Origin of the sequence: Microvirga aerophila (assembly GCF_003332305.1) — a bacterium.
In the GTDB taxonomy this organism is placed as follows: Bacteria; Pseudomonadota; Alphaproteobacteria; order Rhizobiales; family Beijerinckiaceae; genus Microvirga; species Microvirga aerophila.
This window is the reverse complement of record NZ_QOIO01000030.1, coordinates 54360-72654: the sequence shown is the minus strand read 5'-3', so window position 1 is coordinate 72654 and position 18295 is coordinate 54360. Positions and strand designations below refer to the sequence as shown.

At 61.3% G+C, this 18295-nt stretch carries 17 protein-coding genes and 1 pseudogene; 8 read left to right on the top strand and 10 right to left on the bottom strand.

Annotated features, from left to right (window positions below; translation table 11 throughout):
* Positions 1 to 520: 520 nt before the first annotated feature.
* Entirely contained in the window at positions 521 to 1651 is a 1131-nt protein-coding gene (locus DRB19_RS17270) for a hypothetical protein (RefSeq protein WP_114187267.1), read from the top strand.
* A 169-nt stretch (positions 1652 to 1820) separates the two neighbouring features.
* Positions 1821 to 2129 (top strand): SWIB/MDM2 domain-containing protein, encoded by a 309-nt coding sequence (locus DRB19_RS17265; protein ID WP_114187266.1) that lies wholly within the window; start codon positions 1821 to 1823, stop codon positions 2127 to 2129.
* A gap of 79 nt (positions 2130 to 2208) precedes the next feature.
* Here the strand turns inward: DRB19_RS17265 and DRB19_RS31530 are convergent, their stop codons facing one another.
* From DRB19_RS31530 to dinB, 3 genes are all read right to left on the bottom strand, one after another.
* Entirely contained in the window at positions 2209 to 2679 is a 471-nt protein-coding gene (locus DRB19_RS31530; RefSeq protein ID WP_114187265.1) for an HU family DNA-binding protein, read from the bottom strand.
* 421 nt (positions 2680 to 3100) lie between these two features.
* On the bottom strand, positions 3101 to 4039 hold the full coding sequence (ligD, locus tag DRB19_RS17255; protein ID WP_162815731.1) for a non-homologous end-joining DNA ligase: 939 nt from the start codon (positions 4037 to 4039) through the stop codon (positions 3101 to 3103).
* Between the two features lie 143 nt (positions 4040 to 4182).
* A complete protein-coding gene (gene dinB / locus DRB19_RS17250) occupies positions 4183 to 5325 on the bottom strand; it encodes a DNA polymerase IV (RefSeq protein WP_373867453.1) in 1143 nt (380 codons plus the stop codon).
* Between the two features lie 382 nt (positions 5326 to 5707).
* Between dinB and DRB19_RS17245 the strand changes: the two genes are divergently transcribed.
* The 5 genes from DRB19_RS17245 (at position 5708) to DRB19_RS17225 (ending at position 8487) form a co-directional block, all read left to right on the top strand.
* Positions 5708 to 6769 carry a Rieske (2Fe-2S) protein gene (locus DRB19_RS17245; RefSeq protein ID WP_114187273.1) on the top strand — a complete coding sequence of 354 codons (1062 nt, stop codon included), beginning with the start codon at positions 5708 to 5710 and terminating at the stop codon, positions 6767 to 6769.
* Positions 6762 to 7463 (top strand): IS6 family transposase, encoded by a 702-nt coding sequence (locus DRB19_RS17240; RefSeq protein ID WP_114187272.1) that lies wholly within the window; start codon positions 6762 to 6764, stop codon positions 7461 to 7463. Before DRB19_RS17245 ends, DRB19_RS17240 begins: the two co-directional genes overlap by 8 nt.
* 63 nt (positions 7464 to 7526) lie before the next feature.
* A complete protein-coding gene (locus DRB19_RS17235) occupies positions 7527 to 7949 on the top strand; it encodes a helix-turn-helix domain-containing protein (protein WP_114187263.1) in 423 nt (140 codons plus the stop codon).
* Between the two features lie 5 nt (positions 7950 to 7954).
* Positions 7955 to 8128, top strand: a complete 174-nt coding sequence (locus DRB19_RS17230; RefSeq protein ID WP_162815730.1) for a hypothetical protein — start codon at positions 7955 to 7957, stop codon at positions 8126 to 8128.
* Positions 8125 to 8487, top strand: coding sequence for a transposase (locus DRB19_RS17225; protein WP_114187261.1), 363 nt, complete (start codon positions 8125 to 8127; stop codon positions 8485 to 8487). Before DRB19_RS17230 ends, DRB19_RS17225 begins: the two co-directional genes overlap by 4 nt.
* A gap of 80 nt (positions 8488 to 8567) precedes the next feature.
* On the opposite strand, the pseudogene DRB19_RS31895 reads toward DRB19_RS17225, so the two are convergent.
* Positions 8568 to 8642: pseudogene (locus DRB19_RS31895) on the bottom strand (IS6 family transposase); the annotation flags it as partial.
* 120 nt (positions 8643 to 8762) lie between these two features.
* Between DRB19_RS31895 and DRB19_RS17215 the strand changes: the two are divergent.
* Positions 8763 to 9812, top strand: a complete 1050-nt coding sequence (locus DRB19_RS17215; protein WP_114187260.1) for an IS110 family RNA-guided transposase — start codon at positions 8763 to 8765, stop codon at positions 9810 to 9812.
* A gap of 441 nt (positions 9813 to 10253) precedes the next feature.
* On the opposite strand, the gene DRB19_RS17210 is transcribed toward DRB19_RS17215, so the two are convergent.
* From DRB19_RS17210 to DRB19_RS17185, 6 genes are all read right to left on the bottom strand, one after another.
* The gene (locus DRB19_RS17210) at positions 10254 to 11063 is read right to left on the bottom strand and encodes an ABC transporter permease (protein WP_114187259.1); all 810 of its coding nucleotides are present in this window, start codon (positions 11061 to 11063) and stop codon (positions 10254 to 10256) included.
* Positions 11060 to 11905, bottom strand: a complete 846-nt coding sequence (locus DRB19_RS17205) for an ABC transporter permease (RefSeq protein ID WP_245439601.1) — start codon at positions 11903 to 11905, stop codon at positions 11060 to 11062. Before DRB19_RS17205 ends, DRB19_RS17210 begins: the two co-directional genes overlap by 4 nt.
* Positions 11906 to 12013: 108 nt before the next feature.
* Positions 12014 to 13060 carry an extracellular solute-binding protein gene (locus tag DRB19_RS17200; RefSeq protein WP_114187257.1) on the bottom strand — a complete coding sequence of 349 codons (1047 nt, stop codon included), beginning with the start codon at positions 13058 to 13060 and terminating at the stop codon, positions 12014 to 12016.
* Positions 13061 to 13119: 59 nt separating this feature from the next.
* Positions 13120 to 15123, bottom strand: a complete 2004-nt coding sequence (locus DRB19_RS17195) for a hydantoinase B/oxoprolinase family protein (RefSeq protein ID WP_114187256.1) — start codon at positions 15121 to 15123, stop codon at positions 13120 to 13122.
* Positions 15120 to 17186 carry a hydantoinase/oxoprolinase family protein gene (locus tag DRB19_RS17190; RefSeq protein WP_245439599.1) on the bottom strand — a complete coding sequence of 689 codons (2067 nt, stop codon included), beginning with the start codon at positions 17184 to 17186 and terminating at the stop codon, positions 15120 to 15122. Before DRB19_RS17190 ends, DRB19_RS17195 begins: the two co-directional genes overlap by 4 nt.
* A complete protein-coding gene (locus DRB19_RS17185; protein WP_245439597.1) occupies positions 17183 to 18283 on the bottom strand; it encodes an ABC transporter ATP-binding protein in 1101 nt (366 codons plus the stop codon). The genes DRB19_RS17190 and DRB19_RS17185 overlap by 4 nt, the downstream gene beginning before the upstream one ends.
* Positions 18284 to 18295: the final 12 nt, after the last annotated feature.

The following is an 18295-nucleotide window of genomic DNA, read 5'->3' as shown; positions in this document are numbered from 1 at the left end:
AGCGCAGACCTGTGCGAGCGTAGAGACCTCGGTTCCCGGCTGTCCACATCGGCGCCTCCGCAAATCGGCGCCAACCAGTGAACCACAAGTCACTGCTCGGCTTCAAATTTCACTCGGACCGGCTCTGAGGTCGACGGCTTGGAGATTGCCTGCAGGTTGTTCGAAGGGGCAGCGGTAAGGGAGGGAACATTCCCTGTGCATATGATCGCTAAGGAAGCCCGATCAGAGAGCGTTGAGGTCATAGCTTAGCGTCGAGCTTCTGTCTGCAGAGTGCCGTGACCGTCTCCTCAAGCGCTGCAGGGCACGGTTTGATGCAGCCATCGGGTAGTCTTGTAGTAAGTGCTGGGTTAATCCGCGAAGAGGCAATTGCTTTGGAGCTGAGTTGCAGGGCAGTAGAAGTCCGGTTATTAATTATTATAACATTTCGCATAACTAACATTATGGAATTAGCTCTAGGATCTTTCTCCATGTGAAGGACGATCCAATCGTCTATGTCTAGGGCATAACGGAACCAGAGCCGATGCCGCTGTCGCCAATAATCTTCCAAGAACAATTCCAGGTCTTCCGAGCCCGGGTCATCCGCAAGTCCGGTGTTCCTTTCACCTCGTTCCGCGAAGGGATAGCCGCCCAATGGGAGGGTTACAAAGGACCCTTGCGTCAGCATGCCTGCAAAATCCTGGGGGCAGACAGATGGCGCTCTGACGAGGTCGGTACCGGAGAAATCCTGAAGCGCACGATTGCTTCAATAGAAATCACCGCGGTTGGAGAGATCGAGACCAACAACATGGTCGCGTGGCAGAACCGCTACGGGCACGCCAGCCGGTCACATCGTGCGCTCCTCGATGCATACGACGTACCCGATGCAACGAGGACGATCGAAGCGCTTCTCTTTGACTTTTACCTGGATCGACTAGCGCCTGAACTATCGTTTGACCGTATCCGTGACTTCACAGGGGCACGGTACGACTTACTGGCCTATCTGTTCTTCCTCAAGGACGACACCAGGTTCATGCCGATCCTGACGTCGACGTTCGACGCGGCGTTCGAGGCGCTCGGAATCGAGTTGGTCACGAAGCAGCGGTGCTCCTGGGAAAACTATGCCCGGTACAATGAAGCCCTTCAGGAGATCCGGGCCGCTCTTCAGGACGTGCTTCCCGGCCAAGACATCCGCCTGGTCGACGCCCATTCGTTCTGCTGGCTTCTAATCCGAAAGGAACTCGAGGAGCCGGACACTCGTACTCAAAAGCCGACTAAGTCGTCGCGCGACGTCAAGGTATACGATGCCTTGAATAAATCTGTCTGGGAGATGGCAAATGCTTCCGAGAGCGCCGTCCGGCAATCGGGCCAGCAGAGCGTCGTAACGAAGAAGGTCAAGGAACTCTGGATGGGGAAGAGTGAGCTTGAGGCGTACATCAAACTCCTCATCGAAAGGCAGGAAGGGCGTTGCGCCCTCACGAACATCCCGCTCCAGTTCCGAGGAGAGCACGAGAGCATCCATCTTCTCGCGTCTCTAGATCGCATCGACAGCAACGGGCATTACGCGGAGGGCAACCTTCAGGTTGTCTGCCGCTTCGTGAATGGTTGGAAGAGTGACCTGTCGAACGAGGAGTTTCTCGGCCTTCTGGCGCTTGTGCGTGGTGAGGCGGAATGATTTCTGAGAGTTCGCTAACGGGAACCAGCTAGCCCTGCGCTTGACTGAACGAACTCTTTGCGTGGTGTCGAGGCTCGCCCAGAGTAATGATCTGTTAGGCCTTTCCCGGTCATGGTCGCCCCGTCTTGCCCTTGCTGGTCTCAGCTGGGCGCAACAACGGAGCCTTATTATGTCGATGTCTAACGCCATTCAGACAGAGCAGGATCACGTCATGACAAAGGCAGCCAAGAAGCCCAACCCGGCTTTGATGAAGCCGCTGCAGCCGTCAAACGATCTGGCAGCGGTGGTCGGTTCGTCTCCCCTGCCCCGCACTGAGGTGGTGAGCAAGGTGTGGGATTACATCAAGGCCAAGAACCTCCAGAATCCTGAGAACAAGCGCGAGATCCTGGCCGATGAGAAGCTCCAGGCCATCTTCGGAGGCAAGAGCAGGGTCAGCATGTTCGAGATGAACAAGCACCTCGCCCAGCATCTCTCCTGAGACTACTCCCCACAAGACAACCAGCCCGCCCCGCCAGAACCCCGGCGCGGCGGGCGTGCTCCCAGCTATCCACTGCCGGTCAGACTGCTTCTTTGAGTTCCTTCGCGGGCCGGAAGGCGATCTTCTTGGACGCCTTGATCTTGATCGGCTCGCCGGTCTGAGGATTGCGGCCCGTGCGGGCGGCGCGCTTGCGCACCTGCAGGATGCCGAGGCCGCTCAGGCGGATCTTCTCGCCCTTCTTCAGGCTCTTGGCGATCATCTCGATCACCTGCGTCAGCATCTCGTTGGCCTGGCGCTTGGGCAACTCATGCGCTTCCGACAACTGCTCTGCGATGTGGCGCAGGGTTAGGATCGCGCCAGCCGAGGTGCCGGCGGACTTCTTCGCCGCCTTGGGGGCTGCTTTGGCTGACGCCTTCGGGGCCGCGGCCTTCGTCGACCTCGTCGCTGCTGCGCCGGAAGCTTCTGCCGCTTTGGCTGGTACCGACTTTGATGCGGCCGCTTTGCGGGCCGGCGCCTTCTTGGCTGTGGTCTTGGTTGTAGTTTTCGCCACGGGTGAGACCTTCCTGATAAGTTATTAAACTCGCGGCCGGTTGATGGGCAAAGCGCTTGCTGCCCAAGATTGAAATCACCAGAGACTTGCTTCCACAATATCCGTGCCGGAAGGAGTTCACAGGATCTTGTCAGCGCAAGATCCGCGACCGAGTGCTCGCAAGGGCTTGGACGTCATGGGCACACGATGAAGCTCCCCTCCCCTCTGAAGTCATTCCAGACCTGAGGGTCCTTGCAGACCGTCCTTCCGTTCTTCTGGACGGTGTATCCCTTCAAGATGTCGTTGGGGTCGACCCTGGCATCAATCTGAGCAAACGCGGTGCTCGCTCCTGCCATGCGGCATCCGCACAGAACACCCATCAGAAATCTGCTCATTCGCGTCGCCTTTCTGAAGCTTGATCATCTTCACTGAAGCCTAATCATCAAGAGCGCCGGCTCGCACCGGCAGGTTCCGGTGCCGGGCGATCCACGACGACCTCACGCGGATCCTTGTCCTCACGCAGGCCGAGGAAGCTCGGATGGCGCAGGATGTTGTCCTGCGTCCACTCCGTGGATTCGACTTGGGCCAGGTACCGCGGCTTGACCCAGTGCACCCGCGCCCGCATGTAGGTTCCCTTCGGTAGAACCGCCGTCGGCTTCTCTTGCTCGATCCGCTCGAGCCTTGCCTGAAAAGCTTCAAGGAATTCACGGGAGTATCCCGTCCCGACTTTGCCGGCGTATTTCAGCTCACCGGAGGGCGTGTAATAGCCGACCAGGAGAGCGCCAAACCCGACCCGAGATCGCTGCGGCTCGGTGTAGCCGATGATGACGAACTCCTCGGTGTTGAGGCATTTCACCTTGAGCCAATCTGGATTTCGGGTGCCGGAATACAGGGAGTTACGCCGCTTCGAGATGATCCCTTCAAGCTTCAGGCCGCAAGCCTGGGTGAAGAAGGCCTGTCCGCCGCCGACCCGGTGCTGGCTCAGGCGAATGTTGACAGGCGCGTTGGCCAGGACTTCGGCGAGGAGCTGCTTTCGTTTCTCCAGCACCACTCCACGGAGATCGACCCCATCGAGGAACAGCAGATCGAAGGCGTAGTAGACCAGGTCTCCGGTCTCCTCGTTCGAGAGTGCCTCCTGGAGGGCCGCGAACGAGCTGATGCCGTCCTGCTTGAGCCTGACGATCTCACCATCGAAGACGGTTCCAGACTGGCCGAAGGATGCGAAGGCGTCTGCCAGCTCGGGAAAGCGAGCCGTCCAATCCTGATCGTTCCGGGTCACCAGCCGGGCTCGTCCGTCGTCGATCCGGGCCAGCATGCGATAGCCGTCGAACTTGATCTCGTGCAGCCAGTCGTCTCCGTCCGGCGCCTCCTTCTCAAGCACGGTAAGTTCGACAGGGATGTGCTGAGGCAATGCAGCCTGGCAGGTGCGCGAGGTCCGGTTGAGTTTCGGCTGTGACTTGGCCATAGTCGGGAAGAAACCGCGGCCGTGAGCCCAGGTTCCCAGGGGCTCCACCAGGAGGTCGCCTATAGCTCCAAGGACAGCTGCGGACTTTCCGACTCATCGTCCGTGTTCAGAGCCGACAGGGATACCCCTAGCAGGCGGACGCTCTTGTCCAGAGGAAACAGCATCTTCAGGAGGTCGACGCTGGGCTGCTCGAGCCCAGATCGGCTCTCGACGAAGCCTGTCAGCGTGCGACTGCGGGTGATCTGCTGGAAGTCGGAAAACTTCACCTTGAGCGTCACGGTTCGGCCGCGCACACCGGTCTGTTCGCAATGCCGCCAGACCTTGTCGATGATCGGCTGGAGCGCAGCCTTCATCTCTTCAAAACCCATTAGGTCCTTCTCGAAGGTGTTCTCGGCGCCCACGGACTTGCGGATGCGGTCTGGCTGGACAGGGCGATGGTCGACGGCTCGGGCGATCCAGTAGTAGTGGGTTCCGGCCTTGCCGAAGCGGTCCTGGAGGAAGCTCAGGGATTGGGCTTTCAGATCCAGACCGGTGAGGATGCCGAGCTCGTTCATCTTGCGCGCTGTGGCCGGGCCGATGCCGTGGAACTTGCCGACCGCAAGGCTCTCGACGAAGGCCGGAGCCATTGCTGGCGTGATCACGAACTGACCGTTGGGCTTGTTCCGATCCGACGCCATCTTGGCCAGGAACTTGTTGAAGCTGATCCCAGCTGAGGCGGTCAGCTGAGTTTCCTCCCAGATCCTGGTCCTGACCTCCCGGGCTACCTGGGTGGCATAAGGGATGCCCTTCAGGTTTTCGGTTACGTCGAGATAGGCCTCGTCCAGCGACAGCGGCTCCACCAGCGGGGTGTACTCGTAAAAGATCTCCCGGATCTGGCGCGAGACCTCGCGGTAGACGTCAAACCGCGGCTTGACAAAGATCAGCTCGGGGCATTTCCGCCGGGCTGTGACCGAGGGCATGGCCGAATACACCCCGAAGCGCCGGGCCTCGTAGCTGGCCGCCGCCACGACGCCGCGCTCGCGGGAGCCGCCGACCGCGACTGGCTTGCCGCGCAGTTCCGGATTATCCCGCTGCTCCACACTGGCATAGAAGGCGTCGAGATCCACATGCACGATCCGGTGTCGCGGCTCCGGCATGCCGACTTGCTCTCCGGAGCCTGAGGTCAGGACGTCGCTGGAATGATCGTGATCGGTACCTAGCATGTCTTGGCTTAGCCAATGATCCTGTAATTCTGGCACTCCCGCGTGCCGTAATATACCGTCAGGCCCATTGGGCTGCCATGCTTCCAGAGATCGGGAGAACAGTTCAGCACGGGTATTTTACGGTCATCGGCCGTGAACCCAACCAGTTGGCTGTCGGACTTCATCAAGCGGCTGGATCGACAGGTGCTGGTCTCGTACGCCCTGGCGCGGCATCGACTAACCTCTGGTCGACTTCGGGCGCCGGCGCTTGCGGGCTGTGGAGCGGCCGCAGCTCCTGACGATCCTGCCTGCCCACCTAACGAAGGTGCGGCTGGTCTGGTATCATCCACAGCGGGAGCTCACCAGGACCCGCAAGGCGAGCGGCTGCTGGACGGAGGCCGCGATGGATACGCAGACCTCGGGGTTTGTGCGGGCCTGCAGCCTTGACGAACTGAAGGCCAAGGGCCGGCTCGTTGTGCACGGCCGGCATCCGCCGATCCTTCTCGTCTACGATCAAGGACGTGTCTTCGCGCTCGACAACCGTTGCCCGCACATGGGGTTCCCGCTGGAGCGCGGCAGCGTTGCGGATGGGATCCTGACCTGCCACTGGCACCACGCCCGCTTCGATCTCGCCAGCGGCTGCACCTTCGATCTCTGGGCCGACGACGTGCCGACCTGCCCGGTCGAGGTCCGCGAGCCCGGCGAGGTGTGGGTGAAGCCTGTCTTCGGCCATGCCGACCCGGCCGGACATTGGCGCCGGCGTTTGCAGGAGGGCCTCGCCCACAGTCTCGACCTGGTCATCGCCAAGGCCGTGCGGGGCCAACTCGCGGCTGGCGTGCCAGCTTCCGAGATCATCCGGCAGGTGGCGCTCTTCGGGTTCCGGAACCGGGACGGCTGGGGCGCCGGCCTGACCATCCTCACAGCCTTTGGCAATCTGCTGCCTGAGTTGCCGGAGGAGGAAACCTACCTCGCCCTGTTCCATGGCGCTCGCCGGGTAGCCGCAGATTGTGAAGGCCAGCCGCCGCGGCGGGGTCGCACTCCCCTCGCCAGCCAGCCCGATCTGGCCATGCTCAAGCGCTGGCTGCGGCACTGGACCAAGGTCCGGCACCGGGAGGCGGCGGAGCGCACCCTGCTCACGGCGATTGCCGGCGGCACGTCGCCTGCGGCCCTGGCCGACCTGTTGGTCTCGGCCGCGACGGATCGCGTCTATGCCGATGGTGGGCATCTGCTCGACTTCATCAACAAGGCTTGCGAATGCCTTGACCTGATCGGCTGGGAGCACGCGTCGGCGGTCCTGCCGAGCGTGGTTGGCCAGTTGGTGTCGGCGCAGGGAGCCGAGGAAGCGACAGCCTGGCGTCACCCGATCGATCTTGTTGCTCTTTGCGAGCAGGCTGCTCAGGAGATCCGAGGCCTGCCTGTGGGCGTGGATGGTGGGGAGCCCTGGTCAGAGCATGCACGTGTTTAAGGGCAGGCATTTTGAGCGATCCGTGATCCTGCTCTGCATTCGGTGGTATCTGGCCTACAATCTGAGCCTGCGGAACCTTGAGGAGATGATGGCTGAGCGCGGTATCTCGGTCGACCACGCGACCATTCACAGATGGGTTGTCCGGTACTCGCCTGAACTGCTGAAGCGCTTCAATGCACGCAAGCGAGCCGTTACCGGAAAGTGGCACGTCGACGAGACATACATCACGGTGAGAGGTCGCTGGATGTACCTTTACCGGGCGATCGACAGCAACGGCGACACGGTTGAGTTCTGGTTCAGCGAACGGCGTAACCTCACTGCTGCCAAGCGGTTTCTGCGCAAGGCTCTCAAGCGCCACGGCCGGCCCGAGCGGATCGTCATCGACGGCAGCCAAACCAATCGCGAGGCGATCCTGGCCTGCGATACTGTAGACCGGCTCCAGAACAGGTCACGGCGTGATTTGAAACCCATTCGCATTCAGCAAAGTGCCTATCTGAACAACCGCATCGAGCAGGATCACCGGGCCATTAAGAAACGGGTGCGGTCGATGCTCGGCTTCCAGTCTGTGGCCAGCGCCCGCGTCATCCTGGGCGGCATCGAGATGATCCACATGATGCGCAAAGGACAGGCGAAGTATGCCTGCAATTCGAACCTGTCACTTGCGGCGCAGTTTGAGCGGCTAAAGCGCTTTTGATCTGGGCTTGAATCGTTTGAGGCAGGCGCTGCGTTGGTAGGGATATGGCCCAGGAGGCGAGCCATGTCCCAGCCCTATTCCGCTGATTTGCGTGAGCGCGTTCTGGTCGCCTGCGAGCGGGGCGACGGCAGCCAGGTTGAGATTGCCCACCGCTTCCAGGTCTGCCCCGCCACCGTGTCGAACTGGCGCCGCCAGGAGCGCGAGGAAGGCCGGCGTACTCCGAAGCCGCACAGCGGCGGTGTGCCCTCGCGCCTGGATGCGGCGGCTCTCGAGGTGCTGCGTCAGCTCGTGATCGAGGACAATGACGCGCTGCTGCGCGAGTACCGCGAGCGCCTGACCGAGCGCACCGGCGTGACGGTGTGTCTGGCGGTGATCTGCGAGGCGCTCAAGCGGCTCAAGCTGCGTCCGAAAAAAAGACCCTTCGGGCGGCCGAGCAGGAGCGGCCCGAGATTGCCGCCGAGCGCGAGGCTTACCGCCAGCGGATGAGCGCCATGCCCGCGGAACGCCTGGTGTTCCTGGATGAAAGCGGAGTGACCACCAAGATGGCCCGCACCCATGCCCGAGCGCCCCGTGGGCAGCGCGCCTATGGCTCGGTTCCGCTCGGCTCCTGGCAGCGGCTGACGGTGTGGGGGCGCTCGCGTGTGAGGGCTTGGTGGCGACGATGAGCATCGAGGCCTCGACCTCTACGCCGGTGCTGCTGGCCTATCTCGAGCAGGTGCTGGTGCCGAAACTCCGGCAGATGAAGCCGGATGCCGTTCTGGTGATGGACAACCTGCGCCCGCATCGCGCCACCGAAGTGCGGGACCTGCTTGATCAGGCGGGGATTGGGCTGTTGTACCTGCCGCGCTACTCGCCCGAGTTCAACCCGATCGAACAGGCCTGGGCCAAGGTGAAAGAGCGGCTCAAGGCGAAAGCGGCGCGCAGCCTGGAGGTGTTGGAAGCAGAACTCAAACCAGCCCTCGACACCATCACCGCAAAGGATGCCCGAGGCTGGTTCAGGCACGCCGGCTATGCCCTACACTGATCCCAAAAGCGCTTTAGTCGCATAAAGCTCAGTGAAGATCGTTCCGCCGCTTCGGCCCAACTCTCAATTTGCGACACATCCAACCAGACAGCATAGCTGATCACTTCAGACGGGAAGCGGTGGCGGGCATAGCGAGGATGACGGGGCTTTTTCATCCCTCACATATGCCTCTATCCAGTCACCCTCCGGTTAACCTGATGTCGTGGATGGCGCCCTCCACCAGCGTCAGACGTGCCAAGATGGGCATGTCCAAGAACCGGAGAGGATCCACGTCCATGCCTGAGATTGCCACGATCGGCCTTGATATCGCAAAGAACGTCTTTCAGGTCCACGGGGTGGACAGGAGTGGAAAGATCGTCCTGCGCAGGACGCTGCGTCGCAGCCAGGTTCCGGGTTTCTTCAAAACCCTTCCACCTTGCCTGATCGGGCTGGAGGCATGCGCGACCGCTCACCACTGGGCGCGCACGCTCATGGCCTTTGGCCACGATGTCCGCTTGATCCCTCCCGCCTATGTCAAACCCCATCTGCGCCGGCAGAAGAATGATGCGGCGGACGCGGCGGCGATCTGTGAGGCGGTCACACGGCCGTCGATGCGGTTCGTTCCGGTCAAGACCCCGCAACAACAGAGTACCTTGATGCTGCACGGCGCCCGCGATCTCCTGATTGGGCAGCGGACGGCCCTGATCAATGCCTTGCGTGGTCACTTCGCAGAGCTGGGCATCGTGGTGGTGCAGGGTGCTCGCAACACGCGCCAGTTGATTGCCGATCTTCAGGACGAGACCAACCAGGATATCCTTCCCACAGCTCGGATGGCGCTCCAGCCTCTGGCGGCGATGTTGCTTGGGATCGAGGCGCAAATTGCCAAGCTCGACAAGGCCATTCTGGCGGCCCATCGCAGCAATCCGGTGAGCCTCAGGCTGGCCACCATCCCCGGCATCGGCCCCATTGTCGCCTCCTGTCTCTCGGCCAGTGTTCCAGACGCCAGCCTGTTCCAGGGCAGTCGAGAGTTTGCTGCCTATCTCGGCCTCGTGCCGCGGCAGCACTCAACCGGCGGCAAGGCGAGGCTGGGCTCCATCTCCAAGATGGGCAACCGGCACCTGCGCAAGCTGCTGGTCGTCGGCGCGCACGCGGCGCTCTACAGCATGAAGTCCGGCAAGACCAGGACGGCCATGGCTGATTGGGCCAGGTCGCTTCTGGCCAAGAAGCCGTTCAAGGTGGTCGCCGTCGCGCTGGCCAACAAGATGGCCCGGATCGCCTGGGCGGTGATGGCCAGGAGCACGGCTTACGAGCCCGGGAGCAAGGGAGTTGCCGCGCCGGCGGCATAGACGACCAGTTCAGACTATTCGCCCCTCGAGGCAACCCAGTTGGCACGGTGACGATGAGATGATGTGAAGCCAAAGCGGACATGGACCGCCGGATCTGGACAACCCGTGGCATCGTCTTGCGCCAGTCAAGCGCGATAACTTGAGAGGGACCAGTTCCAGCGTAAAACATCAGGGCCTGCGGTCAGGAGAAGCACCGCATGCAAAGGCCGGAGACATGACCGCACCCGCCCCGCTAGGCCAAATGTCATCAACAATCACATTGCCAAACGGGCGCCATCCAGACATGACGGTGCCGTGCCCTGTCCTGCTCCAGATCACGCCGATCGAGCACCAGGTAGTGTCGTATGGGCGAATGGGCATCGGGCGTCAGTACTGGCCTGCTGTAGTGCTGGGGTTGATGGAGTTTGAGCGCATCCACCAAGACGAGCCAACCAATCTCCTTCAGTCCCCCATTGTCATTTTGTCGATGCCATAAAGCCTGTCGACGATGACAAGCCCGACAATCGCAAGGAGAAGCTGGAGCGTGCTCAGCGCAGCGATGGAAGGGTCAAACTGATGCTCCATGTAGCTGAGCATGACGACCGGCAGGGTGAGCGTGCCCGGCTGGCCGAAAAAGTAGGAAATAGGAAGGTTGTCGAATGAGACGAGAAACGAGAACAAAGAACCGGCAACGATGCCCGGCCGAATGAGAGGCAGGATCACGTGCCAAAAAACCTGCAGCGGATTGGCACCGAGCAGCGCTGCCGCCTCCTCGTAGGAGCGCGCTGTGCCGCGATAGGTCGCGGCCACTGTCCTAACTATGTAAGGCAGACACACGGTCGTATGGGCAATGAGGAGGGCCGTAAACGAGACGCCGACGCCAACCCGTGACAGGAAGAAGAGAGCCGCGAAGCCGATCACGATCATCGGCATGGAGAGCGGCGAAAGCAAATAGGTCATTACGGCGCTCGCCCAAGCCGAGGGGCTGCGTGCCAGTGCTATTGCGGCTGGGATTCCGATCAGGCAGGACAAGGCCGTCGCGCCGAACGCGATTTGCAGACTCACCGCAATCGAATCGAGATATGGCTGATACTCGAAGATGCGGCGGAACCAGCGCAGTGACCATCCTGAGATCGGAAAGGCAACGAAGCTTGCGTCCGTGAATGACGCCACCACGACGATTCCGATGGGCAGCGTCATAAACACGAAAAACGCAACAACGAACGCCGTCAAGATGGCACGGCCAAGATCGAGCCGTCGAAAAAAACTCATGCCTCACCTCCCCGGCGGACAAGCCTGAGCTGCAGGAAGAGACAGACCAGCGCCACTACCAACAGCACCGTGCTCATGGTGCTGGCCATGCCGAAATCGCGGGTGGTGTTGAATTGCTGGAAAATCAGGAGCGGCAAAGTCTTGAGACCGCCGCCGAGGAGGACCAAGGTCACGAAGCTGCCGTTCGCCACCATGAAAACCAGGATAGAGCCCGTTCCGATCCCGTCGATGGAGAGCGGCAGCGTCACTTCGAAGAACGTCCGCAATCGTCCTGCGCCGAGAAGCTGTGCGCTTTCCTCGAGCCGGCGATCGATGCCCTGTAACACCGCGGCAATGGATAGAACCATGAACGGGACCAAGACGTGGACGAAGGCGGCAACCACAAGGCCTGGCGTGTCGAGCACCCGAAGCGGAGTATCGAGCAGACCAAGATCCTGCACAAGCAGAGTGTTGATAAAACCCCGACGGGCGAAAAGAACCTGCCATCCATACGTGCGCATGATGATCGAAGTGAGGAGCGGCGCAATGAGCAGGAAGATAATGAGGCCGCTCCAGCGGCCGGCATGGCGCACAAGATAATAGGCAACGGGGTAGCCGATCAGCACGCAGATGACTGTCACAGCGGCCGAAAGGGCTATCGTTTGAGCAATACTCGTGAGGTAGAACTGATCGGTCAGAAGCTGCACATAGCGGGCGAATGTAATGCCGTTCCCGTCCGCTTGGACAATACTGCGCAGACCATTATCCACTAGTGGCAGAATGAAAAAGGCAAGCAGGAACAGAACCGCAGGGAGTGTGAGCAACAACCTGCGGGGTATCGTCGGAAAGGTCGAAGTCTTCACCTGAGCCACCTGCAGCTTGCTCGTTCCACATCAAGGCCTTGCTCGACTAGTCATGCTCGCGGGATAGGGGCCGGCGGCGTAGGTGTCACCACCGGCCAATTGCAAAAATCAGCCGCCAACCTCGCGGTTCCAGCGGTCGACCCACTGGGCACGCACTTTCGCAATTTCCTCGTAAGGCGGGAAGTGCGCTTCCTGCCAGGGCGTGAAGCGTTTAGCGAGGTGCGGCGGATACTGAACCTTCTTATTGGTGACCGGATAGCTCAGCATCTCGGCGAATTTGAGCTGCGATTCCGGGCTCAACATGACATTGATATATTCCCAGGCGAGGTCCTTCGCGTTCTTCGGCTTCTGCACTGCAAGCGCGTTGATGGATCCGCCTTCGCTCGGATTGATGAAGTCGATCCAGTCGGCACCTGCGTCGACATGCGCCCAGGTACGGCCGTCGAAATAGATGCCGATATCGGCCTCTCCACTGGAGAGGTGGTTGAAGAAATCATTCGGGCCGCCCCAAAAAATGACGTTCTTGCGCATTTTCTTCATGGCATCGAAGAAAGGATCGATGTTGTCCACGCTGCCGCCCAGAGCCCTTGCCATAGCCCACATCAGCATGATCGGGGTCACCGCGTAGGAAATTCCAGGGAGCGAGGCCGTCCATTCGCCGGCTGCTGTGCGGTCGACGAAATCCTTAAAGGACTTGGGCGGGTCCTTCACCGTCTTCTTGTTGTAAGTGATGCCGGCGACGCCATAGTCGAACACGGTCCCCTTACCGCTCAGGGCGTTCGTGAACTCGGCTGGAATGTCCGCAAGGTTAGGAACCTTCTCCACGGTGAAGGTGTCAACGAGATCCATCTTCGCCGCGTTGATAGCGAGATCGGGCGTCACGATGATCACGTCAATCGGCGGGTTTTTGGGATTGGCCTCGACCTGGCTCAGCCACTGCGGCGGCGAGCCGAGCAGCACGTTGGCTTTGGCGCCGGTCTTCCGCTCGAACGGCTCGACGAAGGCTTTCTTGACTGCCTCTTCCCAGATTCCCCCGAGCGCTGTCACGGTGATCTCACCAGCCTGTGCTGCCGCCGTGAGGGGGAGATTGGCGAAGGCTGCTGCACCAAGCAGACCGCCGGTCTGAAGTAAGCCGCGTCGCGTGAAGTCCGTCATGGAACGCTCCTGATGTTGCGCAGCTCGGGCAAACACCCGGGCCAAGGGGCTGCGGGCCTTTAGGCGCCCGACAGGGTCGATGTCTCAGCCTCAAGCGCTTCGACTTCTGCGAGGAGGCGCTTACGGTGAGGTTGAGTTGGTACTTGCGGACCGGACGGGAAATCGCCCGGCAGGTTTGCAAGAATGGCGTTGTAGATATTCGTCCGGCGCTGGGCGCGACGAGCGGCGGGGAGCCGAAAAAGTGCCGCATTGAGACGATCAAGCATGTCGGCCGAGAACAACTGCTCAAAAAGTCCTCGCTCTGGCCCATAGTCGTGTGCCGGGCTGCGATAGGGGCGATCAGCGCGGATCCTGGCCGTTTCCGCCTCGTCCACGCCATCGGCCGCTATGGCGACGCCGTAGACGGTACGCGCGGCGTCCAGCGAAACGAGGCCACGTCGGACATCGTTGTGCACGCGCCAAGGCTCCCGCTCCATTGGGTCGCCATAGCCGCCGGCACCCGCGGTTCGGAGGGTGATGATGTCTCCGCGTTCTGTTCCGAGAACATCGATCTTGCCGTATCGGCGCTCGTTCTGGGCTCCAGATTTTACGAAGAACTCGGTCAATTCGCCCGGTTCGCCGCCACGTACACCCCAGGGCCGGAACTTCATGCGCTCCATGCCACGCCCGAGGACCTGTGCGCCATCCTTAAGCACCCGGAAGGAAAGCTCCAGCCCGCAGCCACCGCGCCATTTCCCTGCCCCGCCGGAATCCTGCCGCAGGGAGTAGCTGAGAATCTCGACGCCGATCTCGGCCTCGACCGTTTCGACCGGATTATTGGCGAGGTTAGAGATTCCGCTGTCGCGCCCATCGACCCCGTCTGCTCCATAACGCGCACCAGTGCCGCCGATCATCGGTTCGACGACCTGAACATTTTGTGCTCCAGTTTCTGTGGGCTCAGCGACCACGAGCGGAACCACAACCCCGCCACTCGCGGCGGGCATCACATCCGGCAGGGCCAAGCCAAAGGCGCCATTGAGCAGATCGTTGACGCGGATGGCCGCCGCGTGACGCACGCCCACCGCCGCAGGATGCTCTGGATTAACGAGTGACCCCTTCGGCGCGGTGATCGAAACGTTCCGGAGAAGGCCCGCGTTCAACGGTGCGGTGGGATCGAGTGTGTTGATGAGCGCAAGAATCCGCAGGGTAAGCCATGCGTGAGGTTTGCCGTGACTCGGCACGTTCATTGCCGCCGCGACCTGCGGATCCGTTCCGGTGAAATCGAGATGCACCGTCCCTTCGCGAAACGTTACGGCCAGTGCAAGCCGAATCGGCAGATTCGAAATTGCATCGTCGTCAAGAAAGTCCGTAAAGCGATAGGTGCCTTCCGGAACCTTGCGCAAAACCCGCTGTGCCTTTTCCGCCGCATAGTCGAGGAGATCCTGCTGCCCCGCCAGGAAGCTAGCGACACCGTGTTGCGCGATAAGGGTTTCAACCCGCCTGCGGCCGGTAGCGAGCGCGGCCAGCATCGCACGGATATCGCCCATGTTGGCGTCGGGCGTGCGCGAATTAGCAGTGAAGAGCAGTTGCACGTCCTCGTTCATCTGCCCCGCTCGGACCAGCTTGATGGGCGGAATCTGCAGGCCTTCTTGGAAGATCTCCCGATTTAGGGGCGAAATGCTACTCGGGACGCGGCCGCCGACATCTGAGCAATGGACGAACGTCCAGCCATAGGCGACGATCTGGCCCTCGTGAAAATACGGCGCGATGAGGTGCAAATCGGGTAGGTGAGTTGCAAGGCCGACCGAGCGATAAGGGTCATTGGTGAGAATGACGTCGCCTGGCTCGAGCTTTCCAACCGCTGCGATTGCCGGCATGCAGTCGAGTGCGACGAAGCCGGAAACGCCGATCGAGCGCGGATAGGCGAAGAAGGTGCCGTCGACGCCTGCCAGAGCGCAAGCAAAATCCGCCGTCTCCTTCACGTAGAGTGTCCGTCCCGTGCGCTGGAGGGTAAAGCACATTTCCTCGGTCGCGGCCGCGACCTTGTTACCGAGGATCTCTAGTGTGACGGGATCGAGTCTCATGGCTGTTGGCTCGGGATGAGATGAAGGTTGCCAGAGGTGTCGAGGTTAGCATTCCAGTTTGGTAGAACCACGACCGTTGTGTCCTCCTGCTCAATGACTGCGGGGCCGTTGACCGACTGCCCGGCGCGCAGGACGTGCCGATCATAGATCGCTGCATCATGCCAGGCGCCGGCAAGGAAGACCGGCCTGTGGCTCCGGGCAACCGGCGGCTCACTCGACGTGGGTAAAATGGGCAGGCGCACCGGCGGAGTTCGGCCAATCACGGCAAGGCGGACTGTCGTTATCTGGACCGGTGCCACCGGATCTCGGAAGCCGTAGACTCGCTCATGCTCTTGGTGGAAGGCCTCTGCCACAGCAGTGTGTGCAGGGGTGTCCGATAGATGGTCGAGATTCACCCGCAACTCATACGCCTGACCTGCATAGCGCATGTCGACCGCCCGTGAGACCTCCGCGGAGGTCGCGAGATCGCCCTCAGCATTGAGCCAGGCCTCGCCCTCTTCGGCAAGCATCGTTAGAGTTTCAGAGAGACGCTGTTCGCTTTCCTCGTCGAGTTCGATACGGAGGCTGCGGACGAAGTCACGCCGCAGATCGGCAGTAACGGCGCCCAAGGCGCAGAAGGTGCCCGCAGCGGGTGGGATCACAACACGCCCAATGCCTGCCTCATGAGCCAGCAGATTGGCATGGGTGGGGCCAGCGCCGCCGAATGGCATTAGGGCGAAATCGCTCGGATCAAGCCCACGCTGCGCCAACGTCTTGAACAGTTCGGTCGCCATGCCCGCAGTCGCGACATCGAGAGCCCCGGCCGCAGCCAGGACCGCGTCCCCCAAGCCAATCCGCTCCGCAACTGACGTGAGAGCGTCCTTGGCCGCGGCACGGTCGAGCGCCATGCGCCCACCGAGGAAGCGGTTCGGGTCAATGAGGCCAGTCACGAGATAGGCATCCGTGACGGTCGGACTCTGTCCGCCACGACCATAGGAGACCGGGCCTGGATCAGCCCCGGCGCTGCGGGGCCCTACCTTCAGGACATGATCGTCGACCCAAATGATCGAGCCGCCACCCGCACCAATTGCGCTCACCGCGACTACCGGAAGGACGAGTGGAAGGCCGCCGATCTCCGTGCGGGTGGCGAATTCCGGCTCAGCGCCCGAGGAGATCGCGATATCACTACTTGTTCCACCCATATCAAAGGTTATGATACGTGGAACCTTCGCAGCAGCGGCAAGACGCGTCGCCGCCATAACACCAGCGGCGGGCCCGGACAGAATCGTATCGACAGGTCGGGCGGCGGCGGAGCCAAGGCTCATCGAGCCGCCATTGGAGGCGGTCACGAAGATCTGCGCATCGGTACCTAGCTCACGTAACCCGTTTTCCAGCCGTGCAAAGTAGCTCTGCATCAAAGGCTGGATATAGGCGTTCAGGCAGGCGACGAGCGTGCGTTCATACTCACGGATCTCAGGCCAAATGTGCGCTGCTGACGTGACAGCTGTGTTCGGAAGATGGTCCTGCAACGCTCGCGCGATCCGCTCTTCCTGCTGCGGATTCGCATAGCCATTCATTGTGATGAGAGCTACGGCGTCAAGCCCCGCGGCGGAAATCTCTCCTGCCAACTCGGCAAGGGCAACTTTGCCGGGTTGGCGGACGAGGTGGCCGTGCGGATCGAAGCGGGCGTCAATCTCAAAGATCCGGTCGCGCGGGACGAGCGGTTCTTCTTTGCGGGCGCGGAAGTCGAACGAGGATGGCATGCGGCTGCGCGCAATTTCCAGAATGTCGCGGAAGCCCGAGGTTACGACAAGGCCGATGCGCGCGCCGGCGCGCTGGATGATCGCGTTGAGACCGATTGTTGTGCCATGCAGGATGAGTTCTACGTCAGCAGGAGAAAGGCCAGCCTTCTCGACGATATTCGCGAGGCCCTGAACGACTGCGCGCGACGGTTCGTCCGGTGTGCTGGGCTCCTTGAAATAGGCAAGGTCGCCATTCGCCGCATCGGTGAGGACGAAGTCGGTAAACGTACCGCCGACGTCGATTCCAACCCGGACATGGCGCCCCTTGGAATTTTCGATCACTCGTCGTCCTCCACGACCACACTATCTTCAAGGTTCCAACCCACGCTCACCGTGGTACCCACCGGAAAGGTCAGTGTGCCTAATGGCCCACCGGCCTGCCGGTACACGTAGATCTCACGTCCGAGCGCCGGCACGTCCAGTTGATAAGCCGCGTAGGTGCCACGAAACGCCCGTGACTGGATGTAGGCGTCGAGCCGGTTCGGCAGTTCTGCTGCTGCGTCACCAATCACCAGCCGCTCGGGGCGCACCGATAGAAGCACCGGCCCACTCGTTGGCGCTCCTGGCGGGAGCTGCAAGGTACATCCGGTTGTGCCGCCCGCAACGATCATCACGCCGTTCGACCGGACTGTGCCGGTGAAGATGTTGGAGGTGCCAAGGAATTCGGCAACAAAGCGGCTCGCTGGACGATCATAGATCTCGGTCGCACCGCCAATCTGCAGGATCCGCCCTCGGCTCATGACGGCGATCTGATCACTCATCGACAATGCCTCCTCCTGATCATGTGTAACCAGGACCGTGGTGATGCCGAAGCGTTGTTGCATGCTGCGCAGCTCGAACTGCATGCTTTCACGCAGATTCTTGTCAAGAGCGCCTAAGGGTTCGTCGAGTAGGAGCACGCGCGGGTTGGGTACGAGCGAACGCGCGAGCGCGACGCGTTGCTGTTGACCGCCCGATAGCTGTGACGGATAGCGATCGACAAGCGCGCTCAGTTGTACGAGGTCGAGCATGCGTCCCACGGCCTCGTCGCGCTCGGCTCGAGCCATTCCGGCCATCCGCAGGCCAAATGCGACGTTCTCGCCGACGGTTTTGTGCGGGAACAGGCTGTAGTTTTGAAAGACCATGCCCAGCGCCCGCCGGTGCGGTGGCAGGCTGGTGATGTCGGTGCCGCCGACGAGAATGCGGCCGCTGTCAGGGCGCTCAAAGCCCGCGATCATGCGCAAGGTTGTGGTCTTGCCGCAGCCGGAGGGGCCGAGCAGTGCGACGAGCGTCGCCGGTTCGACAGTCACGCTGACGCTGCTGACGGCGACCGCGTTGCCAAAGCGCTTTTCCAAACCCTCCAGGCGGAGTTCGGCAGGCTTGCGGGAAGTCTGAGTCACCACGAGATCCCT

Excerpts from the sequence above, each read along its gene's own strand:
- DRB19_RS17270 (WP_114187267.1), top strand. The coding sequence starts at position 521 with ATGCCGCTGTCGCCAATAATCTTCCAAGAACAATTCCAGGTCTTCCGA.
- DRB19_RS17265 (WP_114187266.1), top strand. The coding sequence starts at position 1,821 with ATGTCGATGTCTAACGCCATTCAGACAGAGCAGGATCACGTCATGACA.
- dinB (WP_373867453.1), bottom strand. The coding sequence starts at position 5,325 with ATGCTAGGTACCGATCACGATCATTCCAGCGACGTCCTGACCTCAGGC.
- DRB19_RS17245 (WP_114187273.1), top strand. The coding sequence starts at position 5,708 with ATGGATACGCAGACCTCGGGGTTTGTGCGGGCCTGCAGCCTTGACGAA.
- DRB19_RS17235 (WP_114187263.1), top strand. The coding sequence starts at position 7,527 with ATGTCCCAGCCCTATTCCGCTGATTTGCGTGAGCGCGTTCTGGTCGCC.
- DRB19_RS17230 (WP_162815730.1), top strand. The coding sequence starts at position 7,955 with ATGCCCGCGGAACGCCTGGTGTTCCTGGATGAAAGCGGAGTGACCACC.
- DRB19_RS17225 (WP_114187261.1), top strand. The coding sequence starts at position 8,125 with ATGAGCATCGAGGCCTCGACCTCTACGCCGGTGCTGCTGGCCTATCTC.
- DRB19_RS17215 (WP_114187260.1), top strand. The coding sequence starts at position 8,763 with ATGCCTGAGATTGCCACGATCGGCCTTGATATCGCAAAGAACGTCTTT.
- DRB19_RS17210 (WP_114187259.1), bottom strand. The coding sequence starts at position 11,063 with ATGAGTTTTTTTCGACGGCTCGATCTTGGCCGTGCCATCTTGACGGCG.
- DRB19_RS17200 (WP_114187257.1), bottom strand. The coding sequence starts at position 13,060 with ATGACGGACTTCACGCGACGCGGCTTACTTCAGACCGGCGGTCTGCTT.
- DRB19_RS17195 (WP_114187256.1), bottom strand. The coding sequence starts at position 15,123 with ATGAGACTCGATCCCGTCACACTAGAGATCCTCGGTAACAAGGTCGCG.